This is a genomic window from Stenotrophomonas sp. STEN054, from assembly GCF_056854535.1.
Genome location: NZ_JBXFWG010000048.1, coordinates 1 through 24,973 on the forward strand (window position 1 = coordinate 1; position 24,973 = coordinate 24,973).

The following is a 24,973-nucleotide window of genomic DNA, read 5'->3' on the forward strand; positions in this document are numbered from 1 at the left end:
CCCAACACACAGCGCCCCGGAGTGTTTGGCGGGCGTCCTCCGCTCCCGGACCCGCGGGGGTTTGCGGGCGGCTACGGCCCCGGCGGCCCTCAGCCGTTGTCGCGCAGGAACCGGGCCATCGAGGACACGCCCGGCACGCGCGGTTCGAATTCGCCGGCCACGTCGATGAAGCCGCGCATGACCGCGATCTCGCGCGGGCTGCGGTTGAGGCTGTCGCGTACTTCCGGATCGGCACCGGCGCGCAGCAGGCGCTGCACCAGCAGCGGCAGCCCGTGCAGGGCGGCCAGGTGCAGCGGGCCGAAGCCGCGCGGGTCACGCACGTCCAGGCTCACGTCCTCATCCAGCAGGCGCTCCACTGCAGCCATCACCACCTGCTCGTCGCAGGCAGTGCCCGGCTCGGCGCGTGCACCCAGCAGCAGCAGCAACGGCGTGACCGAACCGGCCGCAGCCAGGTCGGGCTCGGCGCCGGCCAGCAGCAGCGTATCCAGCAGAGCCAGCAGGCGCGAACGGTCGCGGGCGCTGAAACCGTACAGCGCCGCGCAGTGCAGCGGGCCCAGCTGCTGCGCATCGCCGGCGTGCACGTCGGCACCGGCGGTGAGCAGGCGCGCGACGATGTCCGGCAGGCCCAGCGCCGAGGCCAGCATCAGCACGGTCACTCCGCCCGGCAGGCGGTGTTCCAGCTGGGCGCCGGCATCGAGCAGGGCCGAGACGATATCCACCTGGCGCATGCTGACCGCCGCCGACAGCGGGGTCGCGCCACTGGCGGCGCCGTGCTGCGGATCGGCGCCACGCGCCAGCAGCAGGTCGACCACCGCCAGATGGCCACCGCCGGCCGCACGCAGCAGTGCGGTGCAGCCCTGCGCATCGACGGCGTCGATGGCAAAGCCGAGGTCGTTCAAGCGGCGCACGGCATCGACGTCGCCGGCCATGGCGGCGGCCGGCAGGTCGCTTTCGCGCAGGGTGCGGCGCGGCAGCGGCCACACCCGCCAATCCAGCCAGTCGGCCAGGTCGCGGCGGCCGATCGACAGCGCCACGCCCAGCGGGGTCTGGCCATCGGCGGCACGCGCTTCCGGCGATGCACCGTGCTGCACCAGCAGCTTCAGCGCGCCTTCGCGGGCCAGCGCAGTGGCCAGGTGCAGGGCGGTCATGCCGTGGCTGTCGCGGGCTTCGCGATCGACACCGGCATTGAGCAGGGCCTGCTGCAGGCGCAGCCAGCCCAGGCGCACCGCCAGCGACAGCGGCGGGTCACCGGCCGGCGAAGCGGCAAATGAATCGGCGCCGCGTTCAAGCAGTTCCAGCGCCAGCTGTTCCAGGCCGCGCGCGGCCTGGTCGTGCTGTGCGCAGGCGGCAAGGAAGCGCGCCAGGCCACCGCGGCCGGCCGGCGACAGGCCACGCTGCAGCATCACCTGCAGCGCCGGCACTGCGTCGATGCCACGCGACAGCAGGGCGAACATGGGGGTATCGGCACAGGCATCGCGCACGTACGGGTCAGCGCCATGGACCAGCAGCCAGTCGACCGCACGCGGTTCCAGCGCCAGCTCCGGGTCCAGCAGCAGGCCGCCCAGCTCATCTGGCTGGCACAGCTTGGCCAGCGCGGCCATGCCTTCGGTATTGCCGAAGCCCAGCGCTTCGCGCAGCAGGGTCAGCGGCGGACGGTCGGGCAGCAGGCCGCTGGCGCTCGCGGCTTCACCGCGCTCGGCCAGGCCATCGCTGACCGCGGCCGGCAGCGGGTAGGACGGGTCCAGCAGGGCCACGATCGCCCAGCGCCCGGCTTCGGCGGCGTAGTCCACCGCACGACGGCCGAGCGGATCGCTGGCATCGGCAGCGATGCCCAGGTCGACCAGGCGCTTGACCAGCAGCGGCGAGACATCCTCGGCCATCGCGGCCAGCAGCACGGCGTTGCGGCCTTCGCCATCAACCGCCATCAGGTCCGGCTTGTGCGGCAGCAGGTGCTCGATGACCGCGGCGCGACCGGCACGGGCCGCTTCCAGCCACGGCGTGCGGCCCAGCGCATCGCGCGCTTCCAGGTTGGCGCCAGCACCGAGCAGCACGCCGATGATCTCGACATGGCCGGCCAGGGCGGCTTCGTGCAGTGCGCTGCGACGCTGGCGGTCGCGCGCATCGGCGCGCGCCTTGTGCTTGAGCAGCAGCTGCACGCCAGCTGGATCGTCGTCCTCGGTGGCGGCGGCGGCCAGCAGCACCGGGGTGCCTTCGCTGGGTTCGCTGCGCGCACCGCGTTCGAGCAGGAAGCGGGCCAGGCGCCAGTTGCCGACCTGGCAGGCCACCGCCAACGGCGACCAGCCCTCGGTATTGAGCGCATCCACTTCGGCGGCGGCATCGCGCAGCAGCGCGGCCACGCCCGGGTCGGAGCTGCGCGCGGCGTGGTGCAGCGGGGTGTTGCCATCACTGTCCATCGCTCGCGAATCGGCGCCGTTGGCCAACAGGGTCATCACCGCTTCGGGGCGGCCATGCCAGCTGTCGCGGGTCGCGGCCAGCAGCGGGGTCATGCCACGGTGCGGGGCATTGACGTCTACGCCGCGACCGATCAGCTCGCGCAGCAGGCGCAGGTCGGGCAGCACGGCGGCGAGCACGGCCAGGCTGCGCTGGTCGCGCCAGTTCGGGTCCGGCAGCGCGTGCGGATCGGCACCGGCCTGCAGCAGCTGCAGCGCGCGGTCGATGCGGCCGTGGCGCGCGGCTTCGTACAGGGCCGGGGTCAGTTCCTGCGGTGCCATCGCTTCCAGCGGCGTGCTTTCGGCGGCGGCATTGAACAGCGCTTCGGCATCGCCGCTGGGCAGATCCTGGGCGGTGCTGCGCAGGCTGACCATCGGCGCCGGTGCCACCCGCTGCAGCAGCAGGTGCAGCACCGGCGACAGCGCGAGCGTGGCCAGTGCGGCAGGCCAACCGGCGCCTTCCGGCAACAGGCCCGGCCACGCCGGCAGCACGATCAGCGCGGCCAGGGCGACCACGATCGCCGCCACCAGCAGGCCACGCCAGGCGGTCAGGTCACGCCCGGCCAGGGCGTGCCAATGCTGGGCGAGGCCGCCATCGAGGCGTTCGACATCGTTCCACAACGGCCAGGTGCGCCACGCGGCCAGCAGGCCGGCACTGACCAGCACGCTCAGACCCAGCACGGCGGCCAGGCTGCCGCTGTCACGCAGCGCGGCCAGCGGCCACGCCAGCAGCAGCGCCAGGCCTGCCGGGGCCGCGGCCCACAGCACCGCCAGCGCCGGCAGCTCCTGCCGCGCGACCAGCTTCGGAGCCTGCAGCGTGCGGCTGCGCCGCCACCACGACACGCCCAGCGCGAACGCCGGCTGTGCCAGCGCAGCGAGCACGGCACCCGGCAGCCCACCCACGACCGAGGCCAGCGCCAGCACGGCGCCGAGGACGAAGGCGATCGACAGTGCGCGTGGGCGCGACAGCTCAGTCATAGTGGCGCCGCATCATGCTGGTCACCGACGGCGGCACCTGCAGGTAGAAACCCCGCTCGGTCAGCTCGCTGCGGACCTTGTCCGGGTCGGCCTGGGCCAGCCGGCGCTGCGCATCCAGGGTCACTTCGAGGACGAACGACAGCGCACCCAGCGAGGTGACCAGCGGCGCAGGCAGCGCGCTGAAATCATCACGACGGGCGAGATAGACGTAGGTGTCCGGCTTGAGTTGGCTTTTATAGACGTAGGCGTGCATGTCCGCGGGACGATAACCCGGGAAGAGCCATGATTGTGTCGGAAAGCCGACACCGGGGAAAGCCGTCGCGCGACGATGGCGGCGCGATCGACGGCGTTTCCCCGATGGGGTTCAGCAATGTGGCGATGGCGTTCAGGCAGGGACCGCCATATCCAGCAGTTACTTCACCTTGGCGTAGGTGCCCTTCAGCGCCACGCCCGCCAGAATCGCGCCGGCGTAGCATTCGTAGTTGGTCGCGCTCTTGAACTCGTTCTTCTTGTAGTAGCTGACGATGTCGACCACGGCATTGGCGCCGCGCGACTTGGCGCCATCCTGCAGCGCGCGCAGCGCCGACAGGGCCACCCAGCGGCAGGCTTCCTCGTCGCTCTTGTTGGCGGCGTTGGTCTTCTTGTTGGTCACGTCCTCGCCCAGGCGCTGCTGCACGCTGACCGGCTGGCCGGCCAGGTAGAAGCGCACGCTGCCGTCGATGCCGGCATCCTTGGCGGCCTGCGAGCTGACCAGCTCGCGCAGGGACTGCTCGACGCGGGTGTCGCGGGCCGAGGCGGTGGTGGTCAGGGCCAGCAGTGCGGTGGCCGTGGCGATCATCAGGGTACGACGCATCGAAACTTCTCCTTGTTCGGGGTGCGGGGTGGGGCGCGGTGTGGAACGCGGTGTGGGGCGGTGGATCATTCGCTCCAGCGGCGGAACACCAGCGAGGTGTTGATGCCACCGAAGGCGAAATTGTTGCTCATCACGTACTTGGCCTGCAGTTCGCGGCCCTGTCCGGTGATGAAATCGAGCTGGCCGCAACGCGGGTCGACCTCGCCCAGGTTGAGGGTCGGGGCGAACCAGCCGGCGCGCATCATCTCGATGCTCATCCAGGCTTCGAACGCGCCGCAGGCCCCCAGCATGTGGCCGACGTAGCTCTTCAGCGAGCTGATCGGCATGCGGTTGCCGAAGACCTGGGCGGTGGCCTGGGTCTCGGCGATGTCACCGTGGTCGGTGGCGGTGCCGTGGGCGTTCACGTAATCGATCTGCGACGGCTGCAGGCCGGCATCCTCCAGCGCCAGGCGCATGGCCTGGGCCATGGTGTCGGCGCTGGGCTGGGTGACGTGCTGGCCGTCGCTGTTGGTGCCGTAGCCGACGATCTCGGCGAGGATCGTCGCGCCGCGGGCCTGTGCGTGTTCCAGGTCTTCCAGGATCAGCGTGCAGGCGCCCTCGCCCAGCACCAGGCCATCGCGGCCTGCATCGAACGGGCGCGGGGTGGTGTGCGGTGCATCGTTGCGCGTGCTGGTGGCGAACAGGGTGTCGAACACCGCCGCAGCGGTGGCGTCGAGCTGTTCGGCACCGCCGGCCACCATCACCGTCTGCTTGCCGCTGCGGATGGCTTCGTAGCCGGCGCCCACGCCCTGGCTGCCCGAGGTGCAGGCGCTGGAGGTGGTGTAGACCCGCCCGGACAGGCCGAAGAACACGCCGATGTTGACCGGCGCGGTGTGGCTCATCATCTTCAGGTAGGTGGTGGCGCTGATGCCGTCGGTGGTGAATTCGTGCAGCATGCGGCCGAATTCGCCGGTGGCTTCATGGCTGCCCGAGGACGAGCCGTAGGCCACGCCGGCACGGCCGCTGCGCAGCACCGGGTGCTCGAACAGGCCCGCTTCGCGCAGCGCCACTTCGGTGGCGCGTACCGACATGATGGCGACCTTGCCCATCGAGCGGGTGGTCTTGCGGTTGTAGTTCGGCGGCAGGTCATAGTCCTGCGCCGGTGCAGCCAGCTTGGTGTTCAGGCCAGCGTAGACATCCCACTCGGGCATCGTGCGCACCGCATTGCGGCAGCTGCGCAGGTGCGCCTCGATGGTCGGCCAGTCATGGCCGAGCGGACTGATGGCGGCGGCACCGGTGACCACCACGCGACGATCGGCAGCCATCAGATCATGCCTCCGTTCACTGAAATCACCTGGCGGGTGATGTAGCCGGCCGGCTCGGACAGCAGGAAGGCGACGGTGGCGGCCACTTCCTCCGGACGGCCGACACGGCCGGCGGGGATCAGCTTCAGCGCATGGTCGACCACTTCTTCGTTCAGCATGTCGGTCTCGATCAGGCCCGGGGCCACGCAGTTGACGGTGATCTGGCGGCTGGCCAGTTCCAGCGCCAGCGCCTTGGTGGCACCGATGATGCCGGCCTTGGCCGCACTGTAGTTGACCTGGCCGCGGTTGCCGGCAACGCCGGACACCGAGGACAGGGTGACGATGCGGCCCGGCTTGCGCCGCCGCACCATCGGCATGATCAGCGGGTGCAGCACGTTGTAGAAGCCATCCAGGTTGGTGTGGATGACCTGGTCCCAGTCGTCCTCGGACAGCGCCGGGAAAGCGCCGTCGCGGGCGATGCCGGCGTTGCAGACCACGCCGTAATAGGCGCCATGCGCTTCCACGTCCGCTTCCAGCGCCGCACGCGCGGCGACCCGGTCGGCCACGTCGAAGGCCACCACGCGGGCCTGCTGGCCCAGTGCCTGGATCTCGGCCGCTACGGCCTGTGCTTCCTCCACGCGGCTGCGGCAATGCACCACCACGTCGAAGCCATCGCGCGCGATGCGCAGCGCAATGGCCCGGCCGATGCCCCGGCTGGCGCCGGTCACCAGCACGCTTCGATTCCCTGTCATGCCTGTCCACTCTCCAGATAGGCCATCGAGTCGGCCGGTTCGAACACCGACACGTTGGCGACCGCCCATTCTTCATCGCCTGCCAGGATCCGGCAGGCGAACATCCCTAGCCCATTGTCACCCAACAGCTCGCAGCGCGCGTGTACGCGCAGCACACTGCCGCTGGGGAAGCTGCTGCGCCGGCTGGTGTAGCGCCGGCTGCCGAGCAGGAAGCCCAGCTGCGGCGGGTTGCCGGCGACGCGGGCACGGCAACCGGCCCAGGCCGCGATGGCCTGCGCCATGTATTCGATGCCGATCCAGGCCGGCACGCCGCCGTCCTCGATGAACAGCCCCGCGGCGGGCACCACCAGCTCGGCCTCGATGCTGTCCTGGTCCCAGCGCACGATGCGCTCCAGCAGGCACATGTCCTGGCGGTGCGGCACCACGTCTTCGATCGCGAACAGGGGCAGGCTCATGCGGCCACCCCCTGCAGTGCCAGCACGGCATTGCTGCCGCCGAAGGCGAAGGAATTGCTCAGCACCCGCTGCGGCGCCCGGTCCAGGCGCGCGCCCGGGGCGACCAGCGGCAATGCCGGCAGGGCCGGATCCGCGCTGCCATCCCACCAGTGCGTCGGCAGCCGGTGACCGGGATTCTCGGCCAGCAGGATCCAGCACACGGCCGCCTCGATCGCGCCGGAGGCGCCGAGGGTGTGGCCGGTCAGCGGCTTGGTCGAGCTGGCCGGCACCGAGGTGCCCAGCACCTGGGCCACGGCCACGCTTTCCATCGCATCGTTGTGGCCGGTGGCGGTGCCGTGCAGGTTCACGTAATCCACGTCGCCTGCATCCCAGCCGGCACGCTGCAGTGCCTGCTGCAGGGCATCGATCGCACCCAGTCCCTTCGGGTCGGGCGCGGACATGTGGTGGGCGTCGGCCGATTCGCCCCAGCCGGCCAACTGCACCGGGCCGGCGGCGCGGGTCAGCAGGAACAGCGCGGCACCTTCGCCGATGTTGATGCCGCAGCGGTGTTGCGAGAACGGGTTGCAGCGCTGTGCCGACACGGACTCGAGCGCACTGAAGCCGGCCACGGTGAAGCGGCACAGCGAATCGGCGCCACCGGCGATGACCGCATCGACGATGCCGGCGCGCAGCAGGCGCGCGGCCGACATCAGCGCCTTGGCGCTGGAAGAACAGGCAGTGGACAGCGTCCAGGCCGGGCCCAGCGCACCGCTGCGCTGGCGCACGAACTGCGCGGCGGTGCCCATTTCCTGCTGGGCGTAGTCGAAGCCCTGCGGCCACTCACCGGTCTCGGCGCGGGTGCGCAGGGCCTGCTCGGATTCACCGATGCCCGAGGTGCTGGTGCCCAGCACCACCGCTACCCGCTGCGCACCGTAACGGGCGATGGCGGCCTGCACCGACGGCGCGATCTGCGCCAGCGCCGCATCCAGCAGTGCGTTGTTGCGGCCACGCAGGGCCACTGGCACATCGTCCAGCGCCGGCAGCGGCGTGCGGACTTCGCCCAGCGCCAGGGTCTGGCCCGGCAGCAGGGTGTCGTTGTCGCTGAGGCCGCCCGGTGCATCGGCAAACAGGGCAGCGGCCACGGCCGCGCGGCCTTCACCGAGCGCGCAGACCACGCCGAGGTCGTTCAGGTAAATCGCTGCGCTCATTTATCCTGCCCGGCCATGTCGATCGATTCGATGCGCAGGGCATAGCCCTCGGCGCGGTTGTCCAGCTGCACGCTGCCATCGTCCAGGCGCTGCAGCTGCAGCCACACCTGGCCATCGCGCGAGAGGCTGCGCTGGTGGCCGTCATCGACCACCTGCCAGCCGGCCGGCAGCGCGGCGGCAATCGCTTCAGTCGGCCACAGGGCGAACTGCAGGTCATCCAGCACGCGCTCGGCACGCACCTGCGGCGGCAACCACGGCGCACGCTGCTGGGTCAGCTGCTGGCCGTCCCACTGCAGGCGCACGCCGGTCTGGCCCATCGCCTGCACGGCCAGCTGCACCTGCTGCGCATCCGCTTCCAGCAGTGCGTCGAGGTCGCGTTCATGGCTGCCAAAGCGGAAATGCAGCTGCTGCTGCAGCGCCAGCGGCGCCGGCAGGCTGGCTGGCGGCAGTCGCAGCGGCGGCAGTTCAACCAGCGGGCGCGGCATGCGGCTGGCACAGGCGGCCAGCAACAGGCACAGCAGCACCGCGCCGAAGCGGGCGATCAGGCGCTGCACAGTTGCTCCAGCACGCGCATGCGGCGGCCGCTGGGATCGGCCACGTACGGGTTGTTGGTGTCCCAGGCGTAGCCGGCCAGGATGGAGCAGATCATGTCGCGGATGTCCGGCTGCTGGTCGGGGTGGTAGATGATCTTCTGGAAACCGCCTTCGTACCAGCTTTCCACGAAGCGGCGGAAGGTCTTCACCCCCGCGCGCAGCGGAATGGAGAACTCGGCTTCCCAGTCGACGGTCTCACCGGCGTAGCGGCGCTTCAGGCATTCGCTGGCCAGCTGTGCTGACTTGAAGGCAATGGTCACGCCGGAGGAGAACACCGGGTCGAGGAATTCACCGGCGTTGCCGAGCAGCGCATAGCCTGGGCCCCACAGCGAGCTGACGTTGGCCGAATAGCCGGTGATGCGGCGCACCGGCAGCACGGCCCATTCGGCATTGGCCAGCAGGCCGGTCAGGTTCGGGTCCTCGCCGACGATGGCCTGCAGCTTCTGCAGGTCGTCACCGTCGTAGCGTTCGAAGAACGACGGCTCGGCCACCACGCCCAGCGAGCAGCAGCCGTTGGAGAACGGGATGGTCCAGTACCAGACGTCGATGTGCTCGGGGTGGGTAGTGATGAGGATCTTGTTGCGGTCGAAATCCGCTTCGGCCGGGATGTTGTCGCGCACGTGGCAGAAGATCGCGCCGCGCACCGGGAAGTTGGACGGCGATTCCAGGTCCAGCAGGCGCGGCAGCAGGCGCGCGAAACCGGAGGCATCGAGAATGAAGTCGGCTTCGATGCGGTACCCGCTGCCGTCGGGACGACGCACGTTCACCGCCGGGTGCTCGCCGGCCTCCACCGCCAGCACTTCATCGCCGAAGCGCAGGGTGGTGCCCATGCGCTCGGCACCGCGGGCCAGCACGTTGTCGAAGTCGGCGCGCTGCACCTGGTAGGTGGTGCCCCAGCCCGGCGAGAACTTCTTCCGGAAATCGAAGGCGGTGCGTGCCTCGCCGTGGACGAAGGCCGCGCCGTTCTTGTGCTGGAAACCAGCTTCCACCACGTCCTGCAGCAGGCCGGCCGCCTCGATGTACTCCATGCTCTGCGGCAGCAGGCTCTCGCCGATCGAGAAGCGCGGGAACTGCTGGCGCTCCAGCATCAGCACCTGGCGGCCCTGCTGGCGCAGCATCGCCGCGGCGACCGAGCCGGCCGGGCCGGCGCCGATGATCAGGATTTCAGTTCGCTCAACCTCGGTCGGTTGGGCAGTTGCATCCACGGCAATGTTCATCGGTGCGTCCTTGTTGCTCGATCAGGTGGAAAGGGAGGTGCAGTACAGCGCGGTCAGGCCGGCGGCAGATCGTGTGGCGGCGGACGGAACAGCGGCGAGATCAGCCAGACCAGGCCGATGCCGAACAGCAGGGTGAGGCCGAACGCGCGCAGCGCCGGGGTCTGCGACAGGCCCAGCAGGCCGAACGACAGCCAGGTGCTCGCCGCGCCCACGCACACCGCCAGCCAGGCACTGGCATCGCCGCGGTGCTCGATCAGGAAGATGCCGTAGTCGATGCCCATGCCCAGCAGCAGCATCAGCGCCAGCACGTTGAACAGCTGCAGCGGCTGGCCGAACAGGCCCAGCAGGCCCAGGGTGAGCGCACCGGCAATGAGGGTCGGAGCGAATACGCGCCAGGCCTGGCGGCGATAGCGCAGCCACAGCGCGCCGAACACCAGCGCGATGCCGACCAGCAGCAGCCCGCCCATAAGCTTGCGGTAGTGGCCCAGCAGCTTGGAGAAGTCGGCCGTGCGGTCGACCCAGCGCACGCCGGGCAGGCCGTCGGCCGCGCCCTGCAGGATGGCCAGCGCATCGGCGCGCGAGAGGTCATCGACCATCACCACACTGATCATCTGCCCCCCCACTGCGCCCACCCACAGGTGGCGGAACGGCTGCGAGGCCGGCGACGCGAGGAAGGCTTCGGCGGTCAGCGGCGAGGCCGCGAAGTCCGGCCGCGGCAACGGCTCGCCCACCGCTTCGGAGACCGCCGACAGCACGCCCGGTTCCACCTTCGCGGTCAACGCAGCATCGGCCTGCTGGCGCGCCGGCGACGGCAGCCAGTCGCTGATCGCGCGATAGCCACCGATGCGCTTTTCACTGGCCAGGGCGCGCAGGCGTCCGGTCAGCGCTTCTTCGCGCTCCAGCAGCTGCGCCGCATCGGCGCCCTGCACCAGGTAGAACTGCGCCGGGCTGGGCATGCCCAGCAGCTGGCTGAGGCGGATCTGTTGGGCCATCAGCGCCGGCGGCGAGGACTGCAGGCTGCGCAGGTCGTCGTTGCTCTGCAGGCGCACGATACCGATGGCCGACAGCGCCAGCGTGGCGACGATGAAGACGGTGACCGGGCGCGTGCCATGCAGGCGCGGGAAGCGGTCCAGGGTGTTGCCCAGCCACTGCGAGAAGCGGGTCTGGCGGATCTCGCCACCGTCCAGCCACGGGAACCAGAAGATCACCGTCAGGAAGGCACCGGCGAGGCCGACCACCGAGAACAGCGCCATCTGCCGCAGGCCCGGGAATGGGGCCAGGCCCAGTGCCAGATAAGCCAGCGCGCTGGTCACCAGGGCCAGCCACAGGCCCGGCAGCAGGTGCTTGAGCAGCTTCCAGCGGCGGTCGACCGGCTCGGCCTGGCGTGACGCGAACCAGTGGATGCCGTAATCCTCGGCCACGCCGACCAGCGACGCGCCGAACACCAGGGTCAGCACGTGCACCTTGCCGAACACCAGCACGGTCACCGCCAGCGCCACGCCGCAGCCGATCAGCAGCGAGGCGGCCACCAGCAGGATCGGCCGCAGCGAACGGAACGCGAGCCAGACCAGCAGCAGCACCGCCGCCAGCGAGCCCCAGCCGATCGTGTTGATTTCCTGGTTGGCCTGCACGGCGGCTGCTTCGGCATGCAGCGGCACGCCGGCATGCAGGATCTCCAGGTCCGCTGCGGCGGCCTTGGCGGCCTGGCCAGCGCGTTCAAGCAGGCCGTCGATATGGCGCTCGCCGTCGAGCTGGAAGGCCGAGCCGGGCGTATCGAACTGCAGCGCGGCCCAGTGCTTGCCCTCGGCTTCGAGCAGGCCATCATCGCCCAGGCGCAGGCCGGAGCCCTGGGCCTGCTGCTGCCACCACTGCGGCCACAGCGACAGTGGATCCTGCCGCCAATCGGTCAGCCGCGGTGCGCCCATCGGGCCATACAGCGCGCCCAGCGCCTGTTCGGCCAGCGCGCCCGGTTCGGCCTGCTGCAGCTGTTCGCGCTGGGCCGGGGTCAGCAGGCGGTCGCGATACGGCGCGTAGAACGCGCGCGCGTCGTCGAACCAGCCTTCGATGGAACCGCTGGGTACCAGCAGCCCGCTGTCGGCATCGCTGGCCATGGCCTTGGCGAAGGCGGCCTGCGCGCGCTTGGCGGCGGCGCCATCGGTACTGCCCAGCAGCACCACTACCTGGCGCGAGCTGCCATCGGCGATGCGCCGGGTGACATCACTCAGCAGGCGGTCGTGCGCATCCTGCGGCAGCAGGGCGAGGATGTCGGTGTCGATCCGCGACTCCTGGCTCCACAGGCGCCACTGCTGCGCGCCCATCACCAGCAGCACCAGCAGCCAGGCAATGCCCAGCCAGTGCCACCAGCGGCGCAGGCGCTCCGACCCCTTCCCTGCGCCGTCAGTCGACATGTCAGTCAAAACGGCGTGCCTCGTCGGCGGACAGGCTGGCCGGCGCTTCGCTCAGCGCGCTGAACTGGATCTGCGTGCGGTCCTTGTTGGCCTCCACGATCTCCACCTGGCGCACGTAGCGGTCGCCCTGCAGGGTCAGCGATTCGAAGGCCTTGGCCAGCATCGCCGACTTCGGGGTCAGCTTCAGCCGCCAGCCCTGCCCTTCGCGGCTGGCCTGCACGTTGAACTGGCTCGACAGCGCCTGCACGTCGCCGCTCATCAGCGCGAACATGATGGCGTTGACCGAGCGCATCGCCGGCTGCTGGCGCGCATCCAGTTCGACGCGGGTGCTGCCATCACGCTGGCGGCTGAGGATGCGGTCGGCGGTGACCACCACTTCGGACGGGAATGGCTTGAGCGTGGTCCAGATCACGCCGTGCTGGCGTGCGACCACGAACTGGCCCTGCGAGCGCAGCGGGTTCCTGAAGCCGCTGACCTGCTTTTCCTGGGTGAACTGGCCACGCAGCACGTCGGGCCGCGCCACCGCCTGGGTGATCGCATCGACGGCGGCATCGGCCGCGTGCACCAACGGCGCAACGGTGAGCAGCAGCGCGCACAGCAGCACGCGCGGGAGGCTGATGAAGGAATTCACGGGGCAGGCACTCCAAGACGCTGCCACAGCACCGGCGGGCACTGGTACAGCATTTCCTTGCTGGCCGCGTCCACCGCGACCTGGATGGTCATCGCGCGGGTCAGCACCTGGCCGCTTTCCGCATCGAGGATTTCGTATTCGATCTTCAGCCGGTTCTCCCATTCGACGATGCGCGAGACCACGCGCAGCGCCTGGTTGAACAGCAGCGGCCGCACGTACTTCACCCGCGCATCGACCACCGGCCACAGGTAGCCCGATTCGAGCATCTGCGGGTAGTCGTAGTCGTAGCGGCTGAGCAGCGCGCAGCGTGAGATCTCCAAGTACTTGAAGTAGTTGCCATGCCAGACCACGTTCATCGGGTCGCAGTCATGGAAGGCCGGGGACAGCGAAATCTCGCCGATCAGTTCGATTGCCTCATTCACCGACATACAGCTCCCAGCGTTGCGCGCGGATCTCCACCAGCAGTTCCCGCAGTTCGCGATCCAGCGCGCGGTCTTCTTCGACCAGGGCGATGCGCTGCCCCAGGTCGGCGTACATGTCGGCCAGACTGCCATGCAGCTGCGCGTTCAGGCCAACCCGCTCGCGCAGGGCCAGGCCCTGGCGGGCGGCGATCAGCATCGCGGCCACCACCTGTTCGGTCAGTTCGATCACGCGCAGGCAGTCGCGTGCGGCAATGGTGCCCATGCTGACCTTGTCCTGGTTGTGGCATTCGGTCGAACGCGAGAACACGCTGGCCGGCATGGTCTGCTTCAGCGCTTCGGCGGTCCACGCCGACACGCTGATCTGCAGCGCCTTCAGGCCATGGTTGATGGCCGCGCGCGGGCCGGTGGCCGCCGACAGGTTGGCCGGCAGGCCGTGGTTGTAACGGGCATCGACCACCAGCGCCAGCTGCCGGTCGAGCAGGTCGGCGACGTTGGCCACGGTGTTCTTCAGCGTGTCCATCGCCAGTGCGATGTGGCCGCCGTAGAAGTGGCCACCGTGCAGGATGCGCTCGCCGTCGGCATCGATCAGCGGATTGTCGTTGGCGCTGTTCAGTTCGGTTTCGATCAGCTGGCGCAGGAACGGCAGGCTGTCTTCCAGCACGCCGATCACGTGCGGCGCGCAGCGCAGCGAGTAGCGGTCCTGCAGGCGCTGTTCGTTGCGCGGCGGGCGCTCGCTGTGCAGGTCGCTGCGCAGGCGCGCGGCGATGCGGCCCTGGCCGGGGTGCGGTTTGGCGGCGAACAGGGTTTCGTCGAAGTGGTGCGCGTTGCCGTCGCTGGACAGCACGTTGAACGCGGTCAGGCGGGTGGCCATGCGCGCCAGGTAATCGGCGCGCTGCCAGGCCAGGCAGGCCAGGCCGGTCATCACCGCGGTGCCGTTCATGATCGCCAGGCCTTCCTTCGGCCGCAGCTTCAGCGGGACCATGCCGATCTTCGCCAGCACCGGGCCGGCCGGCTGTAGCTGGCCTTCGAACAGCACCTCGCGCTCGCCGCACAGCACGGCGGCCACGTAGGACAGCGGGGTCAGGTCACCACTGGCGCCGACCGAGCCTTCGGCCGGGATCAGCGGCAGGACGTCGTGCTGCAGCAGGGTGGCCAGGCCTTCCAGCAGCTGCACGCTGACACCGGACATGCCACGCACCAGCGAGGCCAGGCGCGCGGCCAGCACGGCGCGGGTCTCGGCCGGGTCCAGGTAACGGCCCAGGCCGCAGCCATGGTAGGTGTAGAGGTGGTGCGGCAGCTCGGCCACCAGCGCCGGCGGAATGTTCACCGTGCAGGAATCACCGTAGCCGGTGGTCACGCCATAGATCACGCCGTCCTCGCGCAGCAGGCGGTCGAGGAAATCGGCGCCGCGCTGGATGTGCGCGCGGAAGGCCGGGGCCTCGCTCAGGGCGGCGTCGCACTGGCGCTGGGCCAGGGCAACCACGTCTTCGATGGTCAGCGGTGCATCGCCGAAACGGCACACGGGTACGGCGTCAATCGTCATGAGGAGCCTGGTCCCAGAAGGGGAAGAAATTGAACCAGTCCAGCGGGGACTGGATGACCTGGAGTTCCAGCCAGCGTGCGAAGCGCTGCGCCTGTTCGGCCAGTGCGGCATCGCGCGAACCACGCGGCAGCACCACGCGGTCGGCAAAGTGTTCGAAGGCCACGCGATAGCCATCGCCTTCGTGCAGGCAGGACATCGTGTAGACCGGGCACGCCAGCGCGGAGGCCAGCACATAGGCGCCGATCGGGAACGGTGCACGGTGGCCGAGAAAATCGGCCATCACGCTGCGCCCGCCCTGTACCGGCACGCGGTCGCCGACGATGGCGACGAAGCCGCCGGAGGCGACTTTCTCGGCCAGCATCACCGCCGTGGCCGGGCCCATTTCGGTCACCTGCACCAGTTCCACCGCGGCCAGCGGGTCCAGCCGCTGCAGCAGGCGGTTGAAGCGCTGCGCATGCGCGGTGTGCACCAGCACGGTGATGCGGAACCCGGGCACCTGTTCGGCCAGCACCTGGCACAGTTCCAGGCAGCCGATGTGCGCGGTCAGGATCAGACCGCCCTCGCGGCGCGCGATCTTGCCCAGCACCAGGTCGCGCTGCAGGTGGATGCGCTCGGGCGGGTAGCGGCCGCCGAGGCCGAGGATCTTGTCCAGCATCGTGTCGGCGAAGCTGAAGAAATGGCGCAGGCTGTCACGCCAGCCCGGCGCATGGCCGAGCGCGCCGGTGTGCGCCTGCAGGCGCCGCAGGTACTGCAGCGAGGCGCGGCGGCCGACCCGGTTGCCCAACCAGTGGCAGACCACCACCGGCCACACGCACAGACGGAACGGCCAGCGCCCGAACCCGCGGTGCACCCAGCACAGAAACAGCACGCCGGCCACCGAGGTGGATTCGCCGATGTCGGCCCAGTGCGGTGCGTCGTGCGCGCGGCTCATCTCAACCCTGCCCCTGCAGGCGGCGCCACAGCAGGCGCGGCGCGCGCGGCAGCATGCCGAAGAACAGGCGGGTGTGCATGCGGCTGATGCGCACGTTGTCGCGCCACACATCGAAGTGCGAAACGCCGTCGGCCGGATAGGTCACACGGGTGGCCAGGTGTTCCACCGGCACCTGCCGCCAGTACAGGCGCACCAGCACCTCGGTATCGAAATCCATGCGCCGGCCGATGGTTTCCTCGCCGATCAGGCGCAGCACCGGCGGCAGCGGGTAGACCCGGAAGCCGCACATGGTGTCGCGCAGGTGCAGCGACAGCGTGTTGATCCAGACCCAGATATGGGTGGCATAGCGGCCATACAGGCGGGCCTTGGGCACGCTGGCATCGTAGGCGGGAATGCCGCAGATGACCGCGTCCGGCCGTGCCCGTGCGGCAGCGATGAAGCGTGGCAGGTCGCCGGTGTCGTGCTGGCCGTCGGCATCGATCTGCAGCACGTGGCTGTGGCCACGGCGCGCAGCCTCAGCGAAGCCGGCCAGCATCGCCCCACCCTTGCCCTGGTTTACCTCCAGCCGCAGCAGGTCGACCCCATCGCGTTGCGCCAGCGCCTGCAGCACCGCGCCGCAGGATGAATGCGAGCCATCGTCGACCAGCAGGCAGGGCAGGCCGGCGCCCTGCACGCCGTCCACCACCGCGCCGATGGCATGCTCGTGGTCGTACACGGGAATGACCACCAGCGGCGCGAAGGCGCCAACCTCCACCACGGCGTCAGTACGCATCGGTCAGGACCACCTTGCCGCTGGCGTGCGTGCCATGCAGGGAGGTGTAGCGGAACGTCAGCACACCGCGCTGGGCGTCCCAGTCCAGCTGCAGGGTCAGTTCGTCGCCGGGGCGGGCCACGTGCTGGAACTTCACCGCCTCCATCCGCACGAAACCGCGCGGCAGCGCGAAGGCCTGGCGGGCGAAGCGCACCGCCCAGTCCAGCTGGGCCACGCCAGGCAGGATCGCCGCCTGCGGGAAGTGGCCCTGGAACGCGCGCAGCGATGCATCCAGGGTGACGCGCAGGGTCGCGGCCGTTGCGCCGCGATGGTCCCACTGTGGCACCGGCATCAGCGGCTGGAACAGGGCCGCCAGCGCGGCCTGGGTGACTTTGCCCTGCGCATTGATCGGCAGCGCCTCGACCAGTCGCCAGCGACGCGGGCGGGTGACCGCATCGTGGCCCTGCGCCAGGCGCGCACCGAGGCGCAGGCCAAAGGCACGGCGCGCGGCATCGCCGGCGGTCACCTGCGCCGGATCGGCCGGCACCACCACCGCCGCCAGCTGTTCGCGCTGGCCGGGCAGCACCAGCACGCGCACGTCCTCCACGTCCGGGTCATCGCGCAGCGCGCGTTCCAGCGCGTCGAGCGAGACCCGGCGTTCTTCGATCTTGACGATGCGGTCGGCGCGGCCGAGCAGGCGGAAGCGGCCATCGGCCAGCGCTTCCACGCGGTCCTGGGTGCGCCACCAGTCACTGCTGTCCAGGTGCGCCGAGGCCACCGCGAGGCAGCCGTCATCAATGCGCCACTGCACGCCCGGCAGCGGCTGCCACGGCGGCATGTCGGTCTCCCAGCGGCGCCAGGCGATGCCGCCGGTCTCGCTGCTGCCGTACACCTCGGTGGGGGCCACGCCCAGCCACTGCCGAACCTGCCGCGCGGCCTCTTCCGGCAGCGGGCCGCCGGAGGAGAACACCGCACGCAGGCGGCCGTGCAGGCTGGCCCAGTCGAGCTGTCCGGGCAGGCGCTTCAGGTGTGCCGGGGTCGCCACCAGCACGCTGTCGGCGCCGGCCAGGGTGCCGACCAGGTCTTCATGGAAGAAGCGCCGCGGCTGGATCTGGCGGCCCGCGGCCAGCGGCCACAGCACGCGGAACAGCAGGCCGTAGATGTGCTGGTGCGAGACCGTGCCGTGCACCTGTACGCCGTCGAGCTGGGCGCCGAAGGCGGCCTGCAGCGCATCGACTTCGCGGGCCAGCTGGTCCATGCGCTTGTGGATCGCGCTGGGCTGGCCGGTGCTGCCGGAGGTGAACACGCACAGTTCGCAGACGCGCTCGTCCAGCGCCTGCAGCACACCCTCGGCCGCCACGGCCGCCACGGCCGGCGTCAACGGGCGGTAATCGGCCGGGACATCGCCAGCGAAGCCACTGACCTGCGGCTGCACCGCCTGCAGCGTGGCCGGCAGGTTGTCGGCGGCGAGGAACACGCGCTTGCCGGCGTGCCACGCACCGAACAGGGCCGCGGCAAAGGCAATCGCATCGTCGAAATACAGCGCCCAGTCGCGGCCTTCGGCGGCGGCGAACGCATCGCGCCAGGCCAGCGCGCGCCGGCGGAAGGCGGTGTGGTCCAGGGCCACGCCTTCGCAGAGGCCGATGTCACGGCCGGGCTGTGCGTCGACCAGCAACCGGTCCAGGGCGATCCAGTCAGCCATGGGCATGGGCCGCCTTGACCCGACGCCGCACCAGCCATTCGCCTGCGAACAACACTCCCATCATCACGTAGGCCAACAATCCGTTGTAGAGCATCCAGACCCGGTCCGACGCGTACAGCGCGGTGAACAGGGCCAGGCCACCGTTGAGAACAAAAAAGCCGCACCACACCTGGGTGACGCGACGGGTATAGGCTACCGCGAAGTCCGGCAGGTCCGGCTCCTGCAAGCGCGCCAGGCGCTCGATCAGCGGCGGGCCGAAACGCAGGCTGGTGGCGAACACCGCCAGCATCACCACGTTCACCAGCGCCGGGTACAGCTTCAGCGGCAGCGCCTGGTTGAGCACGGTGGCCAGCCCGGCCAGCAGGCCGGCGCCGGCCGCGGCAGCCCACCACAGCGGTTGCCGGGTGCTCAGCGCACGCAGCAGGGCCAGGCCGAACAGCAGCAGCGACAGCCAGCGCGGCTCGAAGCGGCCCATGGCCACGTAGACCAGCACCGGATAGGCGAGCGAAAGCACTGCCACCACGACCATGCGTGCACGTGCCATGGTCGGAATTCCCTGGCTGCGGTCAGGCGGCTGCCTGGCCAGGCAGCAGGCCATGCACGACATCGACGATGTCCTGCACGGTGCGCACAGCCTTGAAGGCTTCCGGCTGCAGGTTGCGGCCCAGCAGCGGCTTGAGCTGCACGATCAGGTCGACGGCATCGATGCTGTCGATGTCCAGATCGTCATACAGGCGCGACTCCGGGCTGATCCGGGCAGGTTCGATCTCGAAGCTGTCGGTCAGGATGCGGACGATGCGCTCGAAGAGTTCATTCTTGGTCATGGCAGTTCCTGGCGCCTTACGACTGGCGGGCGGCGACGAACTCGCCGAGCGCGCGCACGCTGGAGAAATGGCGACGGGTTTCTTCCGAGTCGGCCGAGAGGCTGACACCGTACTTCTTCTGCAGGGCCAGGCCCAGTTCCAGGGCGTCGATCGAATCGAGGCCGAGGCCTTCCACGAACAGCGGCGCGGTCGGATCGATGTCCTCCGGCGTGATGTCCTCCAGGGAAAGCGAGGAAATGATCAATTCCTTGATCTCGTGCTCAAGTGCTTGCACGGGTCGGATCTCCAGACAGGTCGAAATAACGAGTGAGGTGGTCGGTGACGCGACGGGCCGCCAAGGCATCCCCCCTTGACGCGTCATCTTCGTCCAGGAACGGCGCGATGGCGATATCCTCGCCGATCTGCAGCTGAACGTGAAAACGACGTGAGGGCACACGATACCACTTCTGGCCCTTGGTCAGCGTGGCCGGGGTGCAGCTGATACGCACCGGCGTGATGTCCAGCCGCCCACGCACGGCGATGTTGGCGGCGCCGCGCTGGAGCCGCAGCGGCTGCCCCGGCACAGTGCGCGTTCCTTCCGGGAAAATGACCAGGGTGCCGCCGGCACGCACGGCCGCCACGCAGTCATCGACCAGGCCGGCGCCATCGTCATTGGCGATGTAGCCGGCAGCGCGTACCGGGCCGCGCATGAACGGGTTGCAGGCCACCGCGCGCTTGACCACGCAGTCAGCGTTGGGCAGCAGCGCGATCAGGCATACCACGTCGATCAGGGTCGGGTGGTTGGCCAGCACCAGCAGGCCATCACGCTGCAGGCGCTCGCGGCCCTCCACCTGCAGGGTCATCAAGCCCAGCCGGCACATCAGCCATACGTGGCTGGCAAATGCCGCCTGCACCAGCCGCCGCGCCCGCCGCTGGCGCGCGACCGGGTCGCGCATCAACAGCAGCACCGGCATCACGAACACGCCCAGCAGCAGCCCGCCCACGCCGAACGCGGCGAAGCTCAGGCCGGTGCCGAATACCCGCCAGGCGTGGTCGAGCCGGCGCAGGGCTTCAGCCATGGCGGCTCCAGCGCCAGCGCTGGCCCTGGGTCACGTGTTCCAGCGTGGGTACCGACGACAGCAGGAAGCGGTGCAGGTCCAGCGCATGCGGCAGCAGGCCCGGCGCGGTGTTGCCCCCATCGGCGGCCGGTTCCCAGGCCAGGCGCAGGCCGGTGCCGGCCGTGCCAGACGGCGCCAGGCGCCAGCACCAGGCGAAGAACGGGTCGGGTTCGTCAGCGAATTCGCTGAAAATGTCCGGCAAAGGTGACTCATACATCACCACCCGTACTTCCTTGGCGCCATCGGCCAGCAGGCCGGCGGCTTCCAGGCAGGCCGCTTCCACGGTCGCCTGCCGGGCGGCCAGCGCCAGGTAGTTGCCGCGGTGGCCGCGGGCGATCGAGTACAGGGCAGCGATGGCGTTGTGCACCGACAGGCCGAACCCGGTGGGCGAGAGCGGCTCGGCGGCGATCAGCGAGCCGAGCAGCTCCATCGAACGGGCCACGTCACCGTGGCGGCTGGCGAACACCAGCGGCGCGTCGCTGTCGGCGCCCTGCGCGTCTTCACACCAGCACGCGGCCTGGATGGCCATGCGGCCGAGGCGCTCGATGCGGCGGCGCTGCATGGCCGGCACTTCGGCCAACGACGGCGTGCCCTCGCCCTGCGGCAGGAACGGCGCATCGGCCCAGCCCATCCATTGGCTACGTTCTGTCAGTCCAGGCGCCCAGGCGGCCCAGTCGACAACGGAGAATTCGATCATTACCGGTGATGTTTGGATGGGCGGAAGACAGGCACGGGCCAACAGCTTGGCGACGCGCGGCGGCCCCCCATTCCTGCAGCCGTGCGTCCGTCCAGGACGTCGCCGGCAGCCCCCCTGGCGGCCGGAAAGGTGCGAACGCTAGCACGTCCCGCGCAGGGAATACATGTTTCACAAACCGAAACGGGGAGCGGTCACCGGCCGCTCCCCGTTCACCCGCGTCAGTGGTAGCCGGCGTCGGCGCGCACCTTGCCGCGGAACACCCGGTACGACCAGGCGGTGTAGCCGAGGATGACCGGCAACAGCACCACCAGGCCCACCAGGGAAAAGCCCAGCGACGAGGCCGGCGCTGCGGCCTGCCACAGCGTCATCGACGGCGGCAGCAGATAGGGCCACATGCCCAGCACCAGGCCGGCGAAGCCGAGCACGAACAGGGCCAGGCTGAGCAGGAACGGCGGCAGGTCGCGACGCGGATGGGTGGCGCTGCGCCACAGCGCGGCGGCCACCGCCAGGGTCAACAGCGGCACGGGCGACAGCCACCAGAAGTTGCCGTCACTGAACCAGCCATCCATCAGCCGCGAATCGAGGAGCGGCAGCCAGCTGCTGACCAGGCCCATTGCCGCGATCACCGCCACCACCAGCGGCCGGGTCATCTGCCGCGCCAGCGCTTGAACGCGGCCCTCGGTCTTCAGGATCAGCCAGGTGCTGCCCAGCAGCGCATAGCCGGCCACCAGCGCCGCACCGGTCAGCATCGCGAACGGGCTGAACCAGATGAACGCGCCGCCGCTGAAGCGGCCATCGACCAGGGGAATGCCCTGCACCAGCGTGCCCAGGATGACGCCCTGGGCGAAGGTCGCCAACAGCGAGCCCAGGCCGAAGGCCACGCTCCACAGCCGGCGCGAGCGGTGCGCCTTGAAGCGGAATTCGAAGGCCACACCACGGAACACCAGCGCCACCACCAGCAGCAGCACCGGCAGGTACAGCGCCGACAGCAGCACCGCATAGGCCTTGGGGAACGCGGCCAGCAGGCCGGCACCGCCCAGCACCAGCCAGGTCTCGTTGCCGTCCCAGATCGGCGCGGCGGTGTTCATCATCAGGTCCAGCTGTTCCTCGTCCTCGGCGAACGGGGCGAGGATGCCGATGCCGAGCACGAAACCATCCAGCACCACGTACATCAGCACGCCGAAACCGATCACCGCGAACCACGCCACCGGCAGCCAGGTCATCAGGTCCATGTCAGCGCTCCTCCAGCGGTTCGTCGGCGGCCGACAGCGGCCGCGCCGGGGTGTGGCTGCCATGGTCCAGCGAGGGCCCCGCTTCATACGGCTGCGGGCCGTGGCGCAGGATCTTCACCAGGTACCAGATGCCCCAGCCGAACACGAAGGCGTAGCCGACCACGTACACCGCCAGCGACAGCGCGGTCATCCACGCACTCTGCGGGCCCACCGCATCGGCGGTGCGCAGCACGCCGTAGACCACCCACGGCTGGCGCCCCATCTCGGTGACGAACCAGCCGGACACCAGCGCGATGAAACCGCTGGGCAGCATCCAGTTCCAGCCGCGCAGCAGCCACGGCGAATCGAGCAGCTTCTTCCGCCACAGCTGCACCGCCGAGACCCAGGCCAGCAGCAGCATCAGCGTGCCCAGCCCGACCATGATGCGGAAGGCGAAGAACACCGGCGTCACCGGTGGCCGTTCGCTGGCCGGCACCGATGTGAGCGGATCGAAGGTGCCGTCCAGCGAATGGGTCAGGATCACGCTGCCCAGCTTCGGGATGGCCACTTCGAAATCGTTGCGCTGTTCTTTTTCGTTGGGCAGGGCGAACACGACCAGCGGCACGCCCTCGCCGGCCTTGCTTTCATGCCAGTGCGCTTCCACCGCCGCGATCTTCATCGGCTGGTGCTTCAGCGTGTTCAGGCCATGCATGTCGCCGACAAAGATCTGCACCGGCACGGTCAGCGCGGCAAACGCGACCGCCGCGACCAGCATGCGCCGGCCCGCTTCGACGTGCGTGCCCTTGCGCAGGTACCACGCGCCCACGCCACCGATCACGAAACAGGTGGTGATGAACGAACCCAGCGCCATGTGCGCCAGCCGATACGGGAAGGACGGGTTGAACACCACCTGCCACCAGTCCACCGGGTGCACGATGCCGTTGACCATCTCGTAACCGGCCGGCGTATGCAGCCAGCTGTTGGACGACAGGATCCAGAAGGTCGAAAACAGCGTGCCCAGCGCCACCATGCAGGTGGACAGGAAATGCAGACGCGGCGACACCCGGCCCCAGCCGAACATCATCACGCCGAGGAAGCTGGCTTCGAGGAAGAACGCGGTCAGCACTTCGTAGGTCAGCAGCGGCCCGATGACCGTGCCGGCCACTTCGCTCAGCCGCGGCCAGTTGGTGCCGAACTGGAACGCCATGACGATGCCGCTGACCACGCCCATGCCGAAGGACACGGCGAAGATCTTCTGCCAGAAGAAGTACAGGTCGCGCCACACGGGCAGTTTCGTGCGCAGCCAGCGCCATTCGATGAAGGCCAGCCAGCTGGCCGTGCCGATGGTGAAGGCGGGGAACAGCACGTGGAAACTGATGACGAATCCGAACTGGATCCGTGACAACAACAACGCGTCCAAGGGACGCCTCCTGCCAGGTACGGGTGGGATACCGGACCACTTTAGGAGGATTTGGTTAAGCCGGGATGCGACCGGGTGACGCGCTGCTTCACTTTGTCGCAGTGGGACGTGAAAGCCGCCGGGCATAGACCGGCACTACCCTGGAATCGGCCGCGGTAGCGCCGGTCCATGCCAGGCGGGAGCTGTCAGTGCCAGAAATACCAGGCTGCCGCAGCCAGCAGCGCGCCGAACAACAGCACCTGCACCACCATGTACAGCGCGCCACTGTCGCGCGTTTCCGCCTGCAGCCGCTGCTGCAGTGCCTCGCTCACATCCGGCACCGGTGTCTGCCGTTCCTGCTCGCGCAGCGCCTGCGACAGCGCGCGCGCATCGGCATCACGGGGTTCGTTGGCTTCGCTCACAGCAGCTCTCCGGCGGTGGCGCGTCGCGTCAGTTCCTGTTTCAGGGTCTGCCGCGCGCGGAACAGGTGGCTCTTGATGGTACCGCGCGCCAGCCCGGTCACCTGCTCGATCTCGACCAGATCGAAATCCTCCAGGTAGTGCAGGCCCACGATCAGGCGCTGCGGCGGGGTCAGCCGTTCCAGCGCCGCACCGAGCTGGCGCCCGGCCTGCAGCGCTTCGCTCAGCTCGGCCGGGCCGGGGCCCTCGTCGCCGATGCCCAGCTCCTCGGGCACCTCCACCGCCACCATCCACTGCATCTCCAGCCGGCGGCGGCGCAGGTGCTGCAGTGCCGTCGTATAGGCCACCCGCGAAACCCAGGTCCGCAGCGATGATTCAAAGCGGAAGCGGTGCAGCTGGCGGAACACCGCCAGGAAGGTTTCCTGCAGCAGGTCGGCCACTTGGTCGCGTTCGCCGACCATGCGCCCGATCACATGCGCACAGGTGCGTTGATGGGCCTGCACCAGCTGCGCGAACGCCGCCTGCGAGCCATCGATGATGGCAGTCACCAGCGCGCGGTCGTCCTCCCACGCAGCCGGTGCCTCCACGGGGGCGTCGCGACGACGCCCGCGCAGTGCGGCCAGGGCACCGCCCAGCAGGCTCATGCGCAATGCGCTCCGGGCGCCCGTGGCATGCGCCGGTCAGCCCTTGCGGACGGCAGGACGGGTGAAGTGCCACGCCAGCAGCTGGCCGAGGCCGGCACTGCCGGCCAGCGCGGCGGCGGCACCGAAGGTCAGCTCGCGGGCGCCGATGGCTTCCAGCAGGGCCATAGCCAGGGCCAGGCAGACCAGGCTGATGCCCCAGCGCAGCGCGCCCTGGCGGCGGCGCTCTTCTTCCAGCCCGGCCAGCGAGCGGATCACCTCCTCGGGCACGTGCGGGGCGACCAGCTTGCTGCGCGCACGCGCATCGGCGACGGCATGGATCGCGTAGGCGATGCAGATGAAGAGGGTGATCGGGATGAGTTCCTGCATGGTCGTGCTCCTGTCCGGTGAATGATGCGGGTTCAGGAGATTGGATGCTTGAGGCCGGCCACCGGTTGCACCACTTTGCCAATCCCGCTGCCATGACCTGTGGCCCCCTCCCCCGGCCCGGGCGGCTGCTACCCTTGCCCGGTTTCCTCATCTGGTGCCG

26 protein-coding genes are annotated in these 24,973 nt (G+C 69.7%); all 26 read right to left on the minus strand.

The genetic code is table 11. From position 1 onward, the window contains the following. Positions 1–89 precede the first annotated feature (89 nt). The 26 genes from AC1VXD_RS16285 to AC1VXD_RS16410 all read right to left on the minus strand — a co-directional run bounded on the left by AC1VXD_RS16285 (position 90) and on the right by AC1VXD_RS16410 (position 24,813). Complete coding sequence (locus AC1VXD_RS16285) at positions 90–3,428, minus strand: ankyrin repeat domain-containing protein (protein WP_482992912.1); 3,339 nt, start codon at positions 3,426–3,428, stop codon at positions 90–92. Beyond that, positions 3,421–3,681, minus strand: coding sequence for a YcgL domain-containing protein (locus tag AC1VXD_RS16290; protein WP_150453741.1), 261 nt, complete (start codon positions 3,679–3,681; stop codon positions 3,421–3,423). The genes AC1VXD_RS16285 and AC1VXD_RS16290 overlap by 8 nt, the downstream gene beginning before the upstream one ends. A 159-nt stretch (positions 3,682–3,840) precedes the next feature. Further along, the gene (locus AC1VXD_RS16295; RefSeq protein ID WP_108770439.1) at positions 3,841–4,281 is read right to left on the minus strand and encodes an excinuclease ATPase subunit; all 441 of its coding nucleotides are present in this window, start codon (positions 4,279–4,281) and stop codon (positions 3,841–3,843) included. Positions 4,282–4,346: 65 nt separating this feature from the next. Beyond that, entirely contained in the window at positions 4,347–5,585 is a 1,239-nt protein-coding gene (locus AC1VXD_RS16300; protein ID WP_482992913.1) for a beta-ketoacyl-ACP synthase, read from the minus strand. Then, complete coding sequence (locus AC1VXD_RS16305; protein WP_482992914.1) at positions 5,585–6,316, minus strand: 3-ketoacyl-ACP reductase FabG2; 732 nt, start codon at positions 6,314–6,316, stop codon at positions 5,585–5,587. The genes AC1VXD_RS16300 and AC1VXD_RS16305 overlap by 1 nt, the downstream gene beginning before the upstream one ends. Beyond that, on the minus strand, positions 6,313–6,771 hold the full coding sequence (locus AC1VXD_RS16310) for a hotdog family protein (protein WP_482992915.1): 459 nt from the start codon (positions 6,769–6,771) through the stop codon (positions 6,313–6,315). The genes AC1VXD_RS16305 and AC1VXD_RS16310 overlap by 4 nt, the downstream gene beginning before the upstream one ends. Next, complete coding sequence (locus tag AC1VXD_RS16315; RefSeq protein ID WP_482992916.1) at positions 6,768–7,958, minus strand: beta-ketoacyl-ACP synthase; 1,191 nt, start codon at positions 7,956–7,958, stop codon at positions 6,768–6,770. The genes AC1VXD_RS16310 and AC1VXD_RS16315 overlap by 4 nt, the downstream gene beginning before the upstream one ends. Then, positions 7,955–8,512: a DUF3261 domain-containing protein gene (locus tag AC1VXD_RS16320; RefSeq protein WP_482992917.1), complete on the minus strand. Its 558-nt coding sequence runs from the start codon at positions 8,510–8,512 to the stop codon at positions 7,955–7,957. Before AC1VXD_RS16320 ends, AC1VXD_RS16315 begins: the two co-directional genes overlap by 4 nt. After that, entirely contained in the window at positions 8,500–9,768 is a 1,269-nt protein-coding gene (locus AC1VXD_RS16325) for an NAD(P)/FAD-dependent oxidoreductase (RefSeq protein ID WP_482992918.1), read from the minus strand. The genes AC1VXD_RS16320 and AC1VXD_RS16325 overlap by 13 nt, the downstream gene beginning before the upstream one ends. Positions 9,769–9,821: 53 nt before the next feature. Next, complete coding sequence (locus AC1VXD_RS16330; protein ID WP_482992919.1) at positions 9,822–12,176, minus strand: MMPL family transporter; 2,355 nt, start codon at positions 12,174–12,176, stop codon at positions 9,822–9,824. Between the two features lies 1 nt (position 12,177). Continuing rightward, the gene (locus AC1VXD_RS16335; RefSeq protein WP_482992920.1) at positions 12,178–12,807 is read right to left on the minus strand and encodes an outer membrane lipoprotein carrier protein LolA; all 630 of its coding nucleotides are present in this window, start codon (positions 12,805–12,807) and stop codon (positions 12,178–12,180) included. Then, positions 12,804–13,235 (minus strand): acyl-CoA thioesterase, encoded by a 432-nt coding sequence (locus tag AC1VXD_RS16340; RefSeq protein ID WP_482992921.1) that lies wholly within the window; start codon positions 13,233–13,235, stop codon positions 12,804–12,806. The genes AC1VXD_RS16335 and AC1VXD_RS16340 overlap by 4 nt, the downstream gene beginning before the upstream one ends. Then, positions 13,222–14,772, minus strand: coding sequence for an HAL/PAL/TAL family ammonia-lyase (locus AC1VXD_RS16345; RefSeq protein WP_482992922.1), 1,551 nt, complete (start codon positions 14,770–14,772; stop codon positions 13,222–13,224). Before AC1VXD_RS16345 ends, AC1VXD_RS16340 begins: the two co-directional genes overlap by 14 nt. Beyond that, positions 14,762–15,703: an LpxL/LpxP family acyltransferase gene (locus AC1VXD_RS16350; RefSeq protein ID WP_482992923.1), complete on the minus strand. Its 942-nt coding sequence runs from the start codon at positions 15,701–15,703 to the stop codon at positions 14,762–14,764. The genes AC1VXD_RS16345 and AC1VXD_RS16350 overlap by 11 nt, the downstream gene beginning before the upstream one ends. A 1-nt stretch (position 15,704) precedes the next feature. Beyond that, positions 15,705–16,475, minus strand: a complete 771-nt coding sequence (locus AC1VXD_RS16355; RefSeq protein ID WP_482992924.1) for a glycosyltransferase family 2 protein — start codon at positions 16,473–16,475, stop codon at positions 15,705–15,707. Continuing rightward, a complete protein-coding gene (locus tag AC1VXD_RS16360; protein ID WP_482992925.1) occupies positions 16,465–18,156 on the minus strand; it encodes an ApeI family dehydratase in 1,692 nt (563 codons plus the stop codon). The genes AC1VXD_RS16355 and AC1VXD_RS16360 overlap by 11 nt, the downstream gene beginning before the upstream one ends. After that, positions 18,149–18,700, minus strand: a complete 552-nt coding sequence (locus tag AC1VXD_RS16365) for a COG4648 family protein (RefSeq protein WP_482992926.1) — start codon at positions 18,698–18,700, stop codon at positions 18,149–18,151. Before AC1VXD_RS16365 ends, AC1VXD_RS16360 begins: the two co-directional genes overlap by 8 nt. Before the next feature lie 22 nt (positions 18,701–18,722). Continuing rightward, positions 18,723–18,980, minus strand: a complete 258-nt coding sequence (locus AC1VXD_RS16370) for an acyl carrier protein (RefSeq protein ID WP_025878014.1) — start codon at positions 18,978–18,980, stop codon at positions 18,723–18,725. Positions 18,981–18,996: 16 nt separating this feature from the next. Continuing rightward, positions 18,997–19,254 (minus strand): phosphopantetheine-binding protein, encoded by a 258-nt coding sequence (locus tag AC1VXD_RS16375; protein ID WP_005411610.1) that lies wholly within the window; start codon positions 19,252–19,254, stop codon positions 18,997–18,999. Further along, positions 19,241–20,038, minus strand: coding sequence for a lysophospholipid acyltransferase family protein (locus AC1VXD_RS16380; protein ID WP_482992927.1), 798 nt, complete (start codon positions 20,036–20,038; stop codon positions 19,241–19,243). Before AC1VXD_RS16380 ends, AC1VXD_RS16375 begins: the two co-directional genes overlap by 14 nt. After that, positions 20,031–20,774, minus strand: a complete 744-nt coding sequence (locus AC1VXD_RS16385) for a beta-ketoacyl synthase chain length factor (protein WP_482992928.1) — start codon at positions 20,772–20,774, stop codon at positions 20,031–20,033. The genes AC1VXD_RS16380 and AC1VXD_RS16385 overlap by 8 nt, the downstream gene beginning before the upstream one ends. Positions 20,775–20,992: 218 nt before the next feature. Further along, positions 20,993–22,006, minus strand: coding sequence for a cytochrome d ubiquinol oxidase subunit II (cydB, locus tag AC1VXD_RS16390; RefSeq protein WP_482992929.1), 1,014 nt, complete (start codon positions 22,004–22,006; stop codon positions 20,993–20,995). A gap of 1 nt (position 22,007) precedes the next feature. Continuing rightward, a complete protein-coding gene (locus AC1VXD_RS16395; RefSeq protein WP_482992930.1) occupies positions 22,008–23,405 on the minus strand; it encodes a cytochrome ubiquinol oxidase subunit I in 1,398 nt (465 codons plus the stop codon). A gap of 185 nt (positions 23,406–23,590) precedes the next feature. Further along, complete coding sequence (locus AC1VXD_RS16400) at positions 23,591–23,806, minus strand: hypothetical protein (protein WP_482992931.1); 216 nt, start codon at positions 23,804–23,806, stop codon at positions 23,591–23,593. Then, positions 23,803–24,447, minus strand: a complete 645-nt coding sequence (locus AC1VXD_RS16405; protein ID WP_482992932.1) for an RNA polymerase sigma factor — start codon at positions 24,445–24,447, stop codon at positions 23,803–23,805. Before AC1VXD_RS16405 ends, AC1VXD_RS16400 begins: the two co-directional genes overlap by 4 nt. 36 nt (positions 24,448–24,483) lie before the next feature. After that, positions 24,484–24,813 (minus strand): hypothetical protein, encoded by a 330-nt coding sequence (locus AC1VXD_RS16410; protein WP_108770459.1) that lies wholly within the window; start codon positions 24,811–24,813, stop codon positions 24,484–24,486. Positions 24,814–24,973: the final 160 nt, after the last annotated feature.